This is a genomic window from Ignavibacteriota bacterium (assembly GCA_019637995.1).
Classification (GTDB): domain Bacteria; phylum Bacteroidota; class Ignavibacteria; order Kapaibacteriales; family UBA2268; genus JANJTB01.
Genome location: JAHBUQ010000002.1, coordinates 1,097,229 through 1,108,208, shown reverse-complemented (window position 1 = coordinate 1,108,208; position 10,980 = coordinate 1,097,229). Strand labels below are relative to the sequence as shown.

The following is a 10,980-nucleotide window of genomic DNA, read 5'->3' as shown; positions in this document are numbered from 1 at the left end:
TTTAGATTGATATCTCAATAAATGATTTGAATTCAGAGTTACGATGATGAAATTATAAAGAATAGAATCAGTTACTAACAAAGAAAGCTCTGCTATAGATAACAGAGCTTAAACTAAAGACAATAAAATAATTATCTGATAATTAATCCAGCTTAAACCACTTGATTAAGTCTTTGAAAGTTGGTTTTTTACCATACATCAAGATTCCAACCCTGTAGATTTTTGCAGCTACCCAAAGGCAAAGTAAAAAAGTACCCGCAAGAAGGACAACTGACAATGCAATCTGCCAAAGCGGTACATCAGTTGCTGCAACACGTGCAATCATAAGTATTGGCGTGAAAAATGGTATCAGTGAAAGTACAGTTGCAAGGGTACCATCAGGATTGTTCATAACGTTAGGGATAAACATAATCGGAATAATAATTGGCAGTGCTACAGGCATTGAAAGCTGTGAAGCGTCCTGCTCCTGGTCAACTGCAGAGCCTACAGCCGCAAACAAAGATGAATAAATAAAATATCCGGCAAGGAAATAGAATAAAAAGGCTACTATTACCCATGGTGAAATTGTAAAATTCTCGAAAAATTTGATGATTTCAGCCTGCTCAGGTTGATTTGCAGCGTCGCCTGCCATTTGTGCCATATCGGGTGCACCAATGAACATTTGTGCAATTGTACCGCCTGCTGCAAATAGTATAACAAGCAATATCAGCCAGAATAAAACCTGTGTCAGTCCAACAGCACCTATGCCGACAACTTTTCCGAACATTATTTCAAATGGTCGGGCTGAAGATGCAATCACTTCTACAATTCTATTGGCTTTCTCTTCGATAACGCCTCGCATTACAAATGATCCGTAAGTAAACATCAGTCCATAAATCATAAAACCGAGTATATATCCCAAAAATGCAAGCATTTCGGAGTAATCTTCTTTTGAGCCTTCAAGTGTAACTTTTTTGGTTGATATTGAAACCCCTCGATTGACTAAGTCAATTATATTCTTGTCGGCTCCAATTTCTCTAAGTCTTTTGTTGACTATTATATCTTCAGTGTTTTTTTCAATTGAACTGATGAATCCAAGTCCGCCACCGCCTGATGTGAACACATCCGCTTTGCCGGTTTGAAGGAAATTGTCATTAATTATCAGATAACCGTCAAGTGTATTATCCAAAACCTCCTGTCTGAGGGTTTCTTCTGATTTATCAGTAGTAAAAAATTTCGAAGTATCTCGGGCAACAAGTTCGGCGCCAATTTCACCCGTTTGGTCAAGAACAGCGATTTTCTTAGTGGTTTGCCCGGATGACATAATCGAAACGGCGATTATTGTCCCGTAAATAAGCACAATAGCCAAAGGAGCAAGAATTGTACTTAAAATAAAACCACGCGATTTTACTTTTGAAATATACTCATGCTGGATTATAGTAAATATTTTTGAACCCTTAGTTTTCATTTTGTGCACCTTTCATATTTTCCTGTCCTACAACTTCAATAAATATCTCGTGAAGACTTGGTTCTACTTTCTCAAATTTATAAATAGTAACATTATTGTTCATAGCAGTTTGAAGTATTTGATTTGTAGTTAAATCGGGGTCTTCGAGCTTAAATTCAACTCTGTGAGAAGTAATATCATTAATTTTAATACCATCAATTTCTTTAAGGAAATTCGGGTCACCATCATATTCCATTACTACAGTATTCTTGCCGTAGCTTGCTTTTACTTGCCTTACACCACCTGAGAGCACAACATTACCTTTATTAATAAGTACAAGGTCGTCGCACATCTGTTCAACTTGTGCCATAACGTGAGTTGAGAGAATAATAGTCTTTCCGGCTTGTTTCATCTCAAGAATTACAGATTTGAGAAGCTCGGTATTTATCGGGTCGAATCCTGAAAATGGCTCATCGAGAATCATAACAGGCGGGTCGTGAAGAATAGTTGAAATAAACTGAACTTTCTGCTGCATACCTTTAGAAAGCTCCTCAATCTTTTTGTTTTCCCAGCCTGAAGCACCCATCTTGGCAAGCCATTCTTTAGAACGCTTGATGGCATCGGCTCTGGATATTTGCTTTAATCTTGCAAAATATATTAGCTGGTCAATTACTTTCAGTTTTTTATATAAGCCTCTTTCTTCGGGCAAGTAGCCCAAAATATTCTGCATTTCAGCCCCGGTTGGTTTACCCATAATCTCGATTTTGCCTGAGTCGGGATAGAGGATATTTGTTATCATTCGTATAGTTGTGGTTTTTCCAGCACCATTAGGTCCAAGCAGCCCGAATATTCTGCCTTCCTCCACAGTGAAGCTGACATTATTGACAGCACGATAGGTACCGAAGGTTTTTGATATACCTTCTACTTTAAGTATTTCCATTCAAACTCCGTATTCTTAGTTTCATCTATTCTTACGTTTTCACATATTCTTTGTTTCAAAAATCTTAGATTTGCAATTTTTAAAAAGACGTTCAATTTGGATATATCGTATTATTGAAAAGTAGTAATATGCAATAAAAAATTTATATTTTAGTTTATTTTAAATCAAATATTTGGAGATTTGGATATGAATGATTATGATAATCCGGATGTTATAATTTGCAGTTGTCACTCGGTAGAACATCAATTGGTTGTTCAATATGATGAAGAGATTCATAATAATATGATTTTCTTAAGTGTTCACTTGAGAAATGAAAGGTTTTTCAAAAGGTTGATAATTGCATTTAAGTATATATTTAAAATTGGGTCAACCAACCAAAGTCAATGGGATGAAATAATAGTAGATAAGAGGCATATACCTCTTTTTAGGAAAATACTTAATTTTTTGGAAATGTCAAATTAGAATTTGTAATGAATTGAATCCTTACATCACAATTTCGTCATTCGTGAATAAGCCAACACGCATATTCTCGCAGGTGTAAATTTCTTTATCGTCCACGAGCACTCTGCCATCTGCAATAATCATTGTCAGTTTCAGATTGATAATACGTTTTATATCCACAATATATGTTACTTTTTTATGAGTTGGAAGTACCTGTCCAAAAAATTTGAGTTTATCGCAACCCAAAGCACGACCTTTTCCTTTGTATTCAGCCCATACAAGGTAGAACCCTGTTAGCTGAAGAAGTGCGTCGAGTCCGAGAGAGCCGGGCATCACGGAATCACCTCTGAAATGGCAATCAAAGAACCATAAATCGGGCTTAATGTCAAGCTCTGCAACTACACAACCCTTGCCATACATTCCACCGGTATTTTCTATACTGGTGATTCTATCCATCATTAGCATATTGGGAAGTGGTAACTTACCACATTCAGGTCCGAAAAGCTCGCCGGTACCGGCGAGTATTAAATCATCATAATTGTAAGAGTTCTTGCGTTGCATACAAAATTTTCAAAATAGTAAAAAATTCGATAACGATATTCTTAAACTTTTATTTGAATTTTTATACTTCAACTTTATTCTTTTAATAATCTCTTACAGTAATTTTTAGGTATGTTACAATAAAACTAAATCAAATCAATTAATCTATTAGTTTATCTGCAATTTTAGAAAAAGATAATATTATTATTTACTTTATTGAGTTATATTATGAGATTAATAACTACATTATTCATTTTGACAAGTTTCGGTTTTTCTTCAGCTTTTTCGCAATTTGGTCTTGGTGAAAGACTAAAAAGAAAAGTTGAAGAGAAAATTGAAAGAAAAACTGAAGAAGCGGTGGAAAGAGCACTTGAAAAGCCTTTCGAAGAAAGAGAAGAATCTGATGAAGATTCTAATGGTACAAATTCACCACAAGATTCAGGCTCGAGCAACTCAGGTCGCAATTCTTCATCTTCTGATAATTCCGTTAAACCGGAAGTTGCTTCACTTAAGACATATTCAAAATTCGATTTTATACCGGGTGAGAATGTTGTTTTTTTTGAAGATTTCTCGCAAGATGCTGTTGGGGATTTCCCCGTAAACTGGAATACGAATGGTTCAGGTGAAATTATTACCACAAGTCTAAACGAGGGTAAATGGCTAAAAATGGTAAATGAAGCCTTGTATGTGCCGGATATAAAGCATCCATTTCCTGAGAATTTCACTTTAGAGTTTGATTTGCTCTGTAATTTCAATGAAGAAGTTAGCTCAAATCATCTCGGATACTTGCGTTTAGAAATTATGCAAATTGATAACGTACGAAATAGTATTAAAACTGATTACTTGTCTACTTCAGAAAACCTGTTCAACCATATTTTCGAAATGGACTTACAATTCTTATACGAGTCAAGAATATGGATTAAAAATATGGTTGGATGGGAAGATGGAGGAATTAATAATCAATTGGTTGGAAACTGGATTAAGGGACAACATCGTAAACCGATACATTTTTCTATCAGCGTCAATAAACAGCGTTACAGACTTTGGATAAATGAAGCAAAAGTAGTTGATATTCCGAGATTAGTTGATAAGGATGCAAAAAACAACCTGATAAGAATATTCCCATATTCTTTGAATATGGAATATGATTTTGATTTGATGATATCTAATATCAAATTTGCTGAAGGTACGGTTGATGCAAGAAGCAAACTGATTACCGAAGGAAGACTTGTTACACACGGTATTACTTTTGATACCGGCTCTGATAAGATTAAGCCTGAATCTTTCGCTGTTATTAAATCAATTGCAGATGTACTTGCTGCAAATGCTGATGTGAAAATTATGATTGTGGGACATACCGATAGCGATGGCAATGCAGATAAGAATCAGACTTTATCAGAAAAACGTGCTGCTGCTGTTAAAAACTCTCTCGTTGGAGAATTCGGTATTCAGGAGTCGAGAATTCAAACTTCAGGCAAAGGCGACAAAGTTCCTGTAGCTGAGAATAATTCTACTCAAGGTAAAGCACAAAACCGAAGAGTAGAATTTGTAAAGATATAAATATAAATCGTGACATCTCCCTACTCAGGAGAGATGTCACGAAGTGACAGAGAAAATTGATTTAAGGAAATATTTAAATTGTATAACAATTATTATGATTCAAGTCATTGTTAGACTATTGATTAAGAATAAGATAGTGTAAATTCAATGGATATTTCAACATATAGTAACAAAGTAAAAGATAAAGTTTTTTATAAAGAGACTCAAGAACTTAAAAAAGGGAAGAAATTTTTACATAAATCTAAAGTATATTAAAAATTTTATTTAGTTTATTGCAAATTCATTTATTTGATTTGATTAGCATTTTAAGAAATAAAAATAGTTTTATATTGATTTTTAGATATAGTATATTTTCGAAATAATCGGATTAGCTGACAATTTGGAAATTACTGAATTAGATTGAATAATGTTAATTATATATTTATTTAATAGCTTAATTGATAATAAAATACTTATATTCTTATGTAATTACCTGCGAAACAATTTTGACTTATTCATTTCGTTAAATTTGTTTTAAATGAATAAGAATATAATTAAATGACAGACTTTTATAATTTAAGTGATGTACTAAGTCAGGAAGAAAGACTTTTTTCTGAAACTTTAAGAAATTTTGTTGATGAAGAAATACTGCCAATAATTGAAGAGCATTTTCTGAATGGCACTTTTCCTGAATTACTTCCCGCAAAAATTGCTGATTTAGGAGTATTCGGCATTACTATCCCCGAGGAGTACGGAGGTGCAGGAGCTTCATACAAAATGTACGGATTGGCTATGCAAGAACTTGAAAGAGGGGATTCTGCAGTCAGGTCTTTTGCATCAGTCCAAAGCTCACTTGTTATGTTTCCGCTATTCAAATATGCAAGTGAAGAATTAAAGAAAAAGTGGCTTCCAAAGCTTGCAAGCGCTGAAGCTATTGGCTGCTTTGGTCTGACAGAGCCTGACTACGGGTCTAATCCTGCCGGTATGATTACAACAGCGACAGAAACTGAAAACGGCTATCTGCTTAATGGAGCAAAAATGTGGATAACAAATGGTACGATAGCTGATATAGCTGTGGTTTGGGCAAAGTTAAACGGTCAGATTCATGGTTTTCTGGTCGAAAAAGGAACTCCCGGTTTCTCAGCACCTGAGATGAAAGGCAAACACTCGCTGAGGGCATCAGTAACATCAGAGCTTGTTTTTCAGGATTGTGAAATCCCAAAAGAAAATATATTGAACATTTCCGGGCTGAAAGGTCCTCTTAGTTGTCTTACGCAAGCACGATACGGCATTGCATGGGGAGCAGTAGGAGCTGCAATTGCTGTATATGAATCAGCTGTGGAATATGCAAAATCAAGAATCCAGTTCGGCAAACCTATTGCTTCTTTTCAGCTTGTTCAGGAAAAATTAGCGTGGATGCTGACAGAAATTACAAAAGCGCAGCTTATCAACCTTCGTCTTGCAGACCTAATGGATTCCGGTAAAGCAACTCCTCAGCATGTATCATTTGCCAAAAGAAACAATGTTGATATCGCACTTCAGTGTGCCAGAATTTCGCGTGATATACACGGTGCAAATGGCATTCTGGCTGAATATCCTGTGATGCGGCACGCCGCAAACCTTGAATCAGTGAGGACTTATGAAGGTACGCATGATATTCATACATTAATTCTCGGACAGCATATTACCGGTATTGCAGCTTACGAATAGTATTTTTAATATTTTAATGGAAATTATATGAATTATATAAAAAATTACATTTTGCTATTTTCAGCAATCTTCATAATTGCAGAAAATTCTCTTTTAGCTCAGGGCACTTACACTGTCGGTGGCGGAAAATTCACTTCTGAAGTTGCTTCTGATATTGTAAAAAAGGAAGTAGCTGAAATTGGGCTGAAAAGACTTGCTGAGCTTATTGAATTTGCTAAAGCAGGAGATACTGAAAAATTGTCGGCATCATTTGCTACCAGAGAGGTAGTTTCAAATCCTTTGAAACCCGATGATAAAGCGCAGTATGCTGTCAGTCGCGGCATATCTGAAGATGAGGAGCTAAATCAAACAAGGGTTGATTTTTTTAAAAGCATTGATGAAGAATGCGGCAATAAAAGCAAAGTATATGTTGGTGATATGAGTGATGATGGCGAGCCGTTTGGTCATGCATTCCGATTGACAATTCCAGCAAAAAAATTAGGAGAGAACCCATCCTGCAGTCATTATTATGTATCTTTCAGACGTGATTTGGAGGGCAATCTGCTTATCACTGAATGGTTCGATATGCCGGGATTTACGGACTGTCAGGAATAGATTCTTGCAAAAACTGCTCTATATTGATATTGACTTCCACAGTATGGGGCAGTTTCTTTCTAAATTGAATAAGATTTTCAGAAAGTGATAGGAAATTCTCGGCTTTCACAGCATAAAAAGTTACCTCATCTTTAAAGCAGCCGATATTATTTGATATTTTCCAGCTACCGGCTTCAAGCCAATTCTCAGGGATGTATCCTTCCCACGCCTCTTTATAGATAATTGCTATATCAGCATTTTTTTTCTCCGTAAGCATTTGTATTGATTCTCTGTTGAATTTCTTGTCAATTCTCATTTTAAGCGGCTCAAGACTACCAAGCCCTACCAAATCAATGAGCTTTATATCTGTAAAATAAGTACAAGCTCCTATATCACCCAAAACAACAGTTGATTCATTGTAATATTCTTTTAAATATTGCGACATTTGAAATTGTTGTTCATAGATATTTACAGACATTGTTTGAGCTTCAACAATTGATTTATAAGCTCTGAGTGAGCCGGCAAAAATCATAACAGCAACAAGTGCAATGATAGCATTTCTATTATACCTTTCACCATTTTTCAGTAAATTAAGAGCATTTACAAAAACAGCTATGTAGCCAATTACTATAATATATGCTTCATAGCGATAAACCCAGCCTGTACGGGCAAATGTAAGATGGATAATTATGAGTGAAACAGTTAACAATAGCCACAAACTATATTCATCGAATAATTTCTTCGTTCGTTTGAAATTTACATACAGCAAACCAGATGCCGCAACAAATAGAGTCAGAAGATGATGTTCTTTGAATAATACAAAAACCCATTTTAAGGGATATGTGAGAATCCCGAGTGTAGTATAAGCATCAGGTTTTGTACTTTTCAATAAAATAGAATTGGGAAGTAACATCCAGCCATTGCCTGTAGATACCAATCCGTAAATAATTATTGGCAGTAATCCAGAAATCAATACAAAAAATGAATCTTGATATCTTTTTTTGATTATTAATAAGATAATTGCTAAAAATATCAGGAAAATCCCTTCAAATCTCACGCTTGTTACAGCTACCGAAAGTAATAATAATTTGATAAAATCACTTTTAGAATAATTGTTTACAGACCGAACCAAATAATCAACAAATGCAATTGTCAAAAGTATTTGAAGATTATGTTCCATACCGCTGAGAGTGAGAATGATAACAGGAGCAAAAATTGAAGTAATTAACGTAACCAGAAAAATTTGCAAATTCTCTTTATGACTAAGAATATCACTTTTTTCCCGGGAAGTAATATCATAATAAAATTTAGTAAAAAGATGAAATAAGTATATTGTAATAATATATGTTATTACAATATTGACTATCAAAGGCAGTAATCCATTACTACCAAATATTTTAATCAGAAATGCCAAAATTAAAGTATATAATATCGAAGATGAGCTCGATGAAAATTCGTGACTTGTAACACCCCAGACACTGTGTTCACTTAGATTTTCAGCTATTGCAAGGTGAATGTAGGTATCATCAAGAGGGTATATATATAATCCACTAATATCGCTTATCACAAGGTAAACCTGAATGATTACCGCGATTAGCAATATTATGCCTGCTGAAATTCTATATGCCGAACTTATGTTCAAATTATATAATATAATTTCATATTTTTGTTGTGTTCACCCCAAAAAAGTGAAACTTACGATTGATTTACTTCTTGCCGGATAATTTTTTAATTTCATTATAAAGAGTTTTCTCATCACCCGGAGCATAACCGTTGTGTTCCCACACAATCTCTCCTTTTCCATTTAGAAGGAAAGTATGTGGCGGATTATTTACATTCAATGCACGTCTAAGGTCACTGTTTTCATCCAGGTAAACTTCGTACTTCCATCCCCTTCCTCTCACAAAAGGAGCTACCTTACTACTGTTACGTGTATCATCAATCGAGATAGCAATAATTTTCACTCCGGTTTCGTCCTTCCAATCAGGATATAAATCATGAATGGTATTTAGTTCGAGCAGACAAGGCTTGCACCAGGTAGCCCAGAAATTAATTACAATCGGTTTACCGCCATTTTCAAAATCGCTTGTTGAAATTCTGGAACCTTTCAAGTCCTTGACTTTAACGTTGGGAATTTTCTTCCCTGAAGGTTCATTTGCTGTTAAATAAGCGAACGAAATCAAACTTATTGCAGTCAAAATTATTATTGTTGCTACTTTTTTCATATTTTTGTATCCTTAATGTAACTTTTCAATAGGTTAAATTGTTATATATAAAACGAAACTAATTGCATTTTGTAAAACTTATAATATATAAAAGTATGAAAAAATATTTACTTGGAATAATTTTTTTCCTAATTTGGGTGAATTTTGCGAATTCTTCACCACTTGAGTATTTCGCTCATCAGGATACAGTATATGGTACAATCTATGATGACGAGCTTCTTGCAAAAGCACGAATCCGCAACCTGACTGATCAGCCGGTCGAATTCGAACTTAAGTTTGAGTTTCTCGAACTTACTTATGGGCATACAGCCGCAGTTTGCTGGGAAGTATGCTTTGAATTCACAGATGCGCCTTTTACTGCACCCTGGTCTATCACATTAGGTCCTAATGAGGAGAGTATTGATTTTCAGTTCTCAGGACATTTGCAGTCTTTTAAACTATTATCTGAAAATCCAATCGAATATACAGAGCCCACACCGGGGACAACAATTGTAAGATTTATCTTCGCTCCTGTTGGTGGCAGCAAAGAAGATGAACTTCATTATGATGTTGTGTTTATAGTACAAGATCCAGCAAGTGTAGATGATGATAAGATTTTCAGCAATGTTAATCTTTTTCCTAATCCAGCAGTTGACTATTTGAGAATTGACCACCAGCTTGATGGACCTACAACAATTTCAGTATATGATGAATTAGGCAACAATGTCAAAAATATTGAAACTGAAGGCAGTGCTGAGGGAATTATAATTCCCACTGCTGATTTAACCGCCGGTTCTTATTATGTAAGATTTAGAAACGGCAATAAATATCATACAAAAATGGTAAACATTATCAGGTAATTTTTTTCTGAATGAAGCGAAGATACGTGTTTAATCAATAATAGGTTGTTGCACAATTTTGATACGGTCTTCGCTTTGTTCAGATGATTTTTTGATTAGGTTATGGAAAACAAAAACCACTGGTATGATGGATTTATCTACGATAAATTTGTAGCTCCATTTCAGGATGCTGCATTTAAAACAATATTTGATAACATTGAGCAGGGAAAAACTTTGCTTGATGTCGGTACAGGAACCGGTAGATTTGCTTTTCAAGCAGCAAAAATAATGTCAAAAGTTGATGCAGTAGATTTATCTATCAAAAATATAAACGTTGCTAATGGCAAATTGCTAACTTCAGAAATAACAAATTTAAATTTCTATCATCAAAATGTTCTTGATTTTCTAAAATTCTCAAATGAAAAATATGATTATATCACTATGTCATATGTTATTCATGAAATTGATAATGAGTTAAGAGAGGAAATTATGTTGAAATTAGCCGATTCGTGCAATTATCTCGTAATTGCTGAATTTCTGCATCCAAGACCTAAACACATACGTTCACTGATGAATGAAGTTGTCGAATTTTTTGCCGGTGCTGAACACTATCGAAATTTTAAAAATTTTATTGCCGGTGGCGGCTCAATCGGTCTTGCAAATCGCAATAATCTGCAAATTATCAAGGAAATTAAAAATAATCCAATAACTTCGCAGATTTTGTTTGTAAAAAAGTAATAAATATTTGTTTGTTATTGAAAAATCCTT

12 protein-coding genes are annotated in these 10,980 nt (G+C 34.6%); 7 read left to right on the top strand and 5 right to left on the bottom strand.

Going from position 1 to position 10,980, the window contains the following annotated elements:
• Window positions 1-142: 142 nt before the first annotated feature.
• The gene (locus tag KF896_10710) at window positions 143-1,447 is read right to left on the bottom strand and encodes an ABC transporter permease (GenBank protein ID MBX3044176.1); all 1,305 of its coding nucleotides are present in this window, start codon (window positions 1,445-1,447) and stop codon (window positions 143-145) included.
• Complete coding sequence (locus KF896_10705; protein MBX3044175.1) at window positions 1,437-2,366, bottom strand: ATP-binding cassette domain-containing protein; 930 nt, start codon at window positions 2,364-2,366, stop codon at window positions 1,437-1,439. The genes KF896_10710 and KF896_10705 overlap by 11 nt, the downstream gene beginning before the upstream one ends.
• A 186-nt stretch (window positions 2,367-2,552) precedes the next feature.
• On the opposite strand from KF896_10705, the gene KF896_10700 reads away from it, so the two are divergent.
• The gene (locus KF896_10700; GenBank protein ID MBX3044174.1) at window positions 2,553-2,828 is read left to right on the top strand and encodes a hypothetical protein; all 276 of its coding nucleotides are present in this window, start codon (window positions 2,553-2,555) and stop codon (window positions 2,826-2,828) included.
• Between the two features lie 21 nt (window positions 2,829-2,849).
• On the opposite strand, the gene fabA is transcribed toward KF896_10700, so the two are convergent.
• Window positions 2,850-3,368: a bifunctional 3-hydroxydecanoyl-ACP dehydratase/trans-2-decenoyl-ACP isomerase gene (gene fabA / locus KF896_10695; GenBank protein ID MBX3044173.1), complete on the bottom strand. Its 519-nt coding sequence runs from the start codon at window positions 3,366-3,368 to the stop codon at window positions 2,850-2,852.
• A 207-nt stretch (window positions 3,369-3,575) separates the two neighbouring features.
• On the opposite strand from fabA, the gene KF896_10690 reads away from it, so the two are divergent.
• From KF896_10690 to KF896_10680, 3 genes are all read left to right on the top strand, one after another.
• Window positions 3,576-4,907 carry an OmpA family protein gene (locus tag KF896_10690; GenBank protein ID MBX3044172.1) on the top strand — a complete coding sequence of 444 codons (1,332 nt, stop codon included), beginning with the start codon at window positions 3,576-3,578 and terminating at the stop codon, window positions 4,905-4,907.
• A 537-nt stretch (window positions 4,908-5,444) separates the two neighbouring features.
• Window positions 5,445-6,596: an acyl-CoA dehydrogenase family protein gene (locus tag KF896_10685; GenBank protein ID MBX3044171.1), complete on the top strand. Its 1,152-nt coding sequence runs from the start codon at window positions 5,445-5,447 to the stop codon at window positions 6,594-6,596.
• 27 nt (window positions 6,597-6,623) lie between these two features.
• The gene (locus KF896_10680) at window positions 6,624-7,190 is read left to right on the top strand and encodes a hypothetical protein (GenBank protein ID MBX3044170.1); all 567 of its coding nucleotides are present in this window, start codon (window positions 6,624-6,626) and stop codon (window positions 7,188-7,190) included.
• Here KF896_10680 and KF896_10675 read toward each other — a convergent pair.
• Window positions 7,171-8,736, bottom strand: a complete 1,566-nt coding sequence (locus tag KF896_10675) for a hypothetical protein (GenBank protein MBX3044169.1) — start codon at window positions 8,734-8,736, stop codon at window positions 7,171-7,173. The genes KF896_10680 and KF896_10675 overlap by 20 nt on opposite strands.
• Before the next feature lie 13 nt (window positions 8,737-8,749).
• Between KF896_10675 and KF896_10670 the strand changes: the two genes are divergently transcribed.
• Window positions 8,750-8,893, top strand: coding sequence for a hypothetical protein (locus tag KF896_10670; GenBank protein MBX3044168.1), 144 nt, complete (start codon window positions 8,750-8,752; stop codon window positions 8,891-8,893).
• Here the strand turns inward: KF896_10670 and KF896_10665 are convergent.
• Window positions 8,876-9,394: a TlpA family protein disulfide reductase gene (locus KF896_10665; protein MBX3044167.1), complete on the bottom strand. Its 519-nt coding sequence runs from the start codon at window positions 9,392-9,394 to the stop codon at window positions 8,876-8,878. The genes KF896_10670 and KF896_10665 overlap by 18 nt on opposite strands.
• A 95-nt stretch (window positions 9,395-9,489) precedes the next feature.
• Here KF896_10665 and KF896_10660 point away from each other — a divergent pair, with 95 nt between their 5' ends.
• Together KF896_10660 and KF896_10655 are read left to right on the top strand one after the other, a co-directional pair.
• On the top strand, window positions 9,490-10,233 hold the full coding sequence (locus KF896_10660; GenBank protein MBX3044166.1) for a T9SS type A sorting domain-containing protein: 744 nt from the start codon (window positions 9,490-9,492) through the stop codon (window positions 10,231-10,233).
• A gap of 102 nt (window positions 10,234-10,335) precedes the next feature.
• Window positions 10,336-10,950 (top strand): class I SAM-dependent methyltransferase, encoded by a 615-nt coding sequence (locus tag KF896_10655; GenBank protein MBX3044165.1) that lies wholly within the window; start codon window positions 10,336-10,338, stop codon window positions 10,948-10,950.
• The last annotated feature ends 30 nt before the right edge of the window (window positions 10,951-10,980 follow it).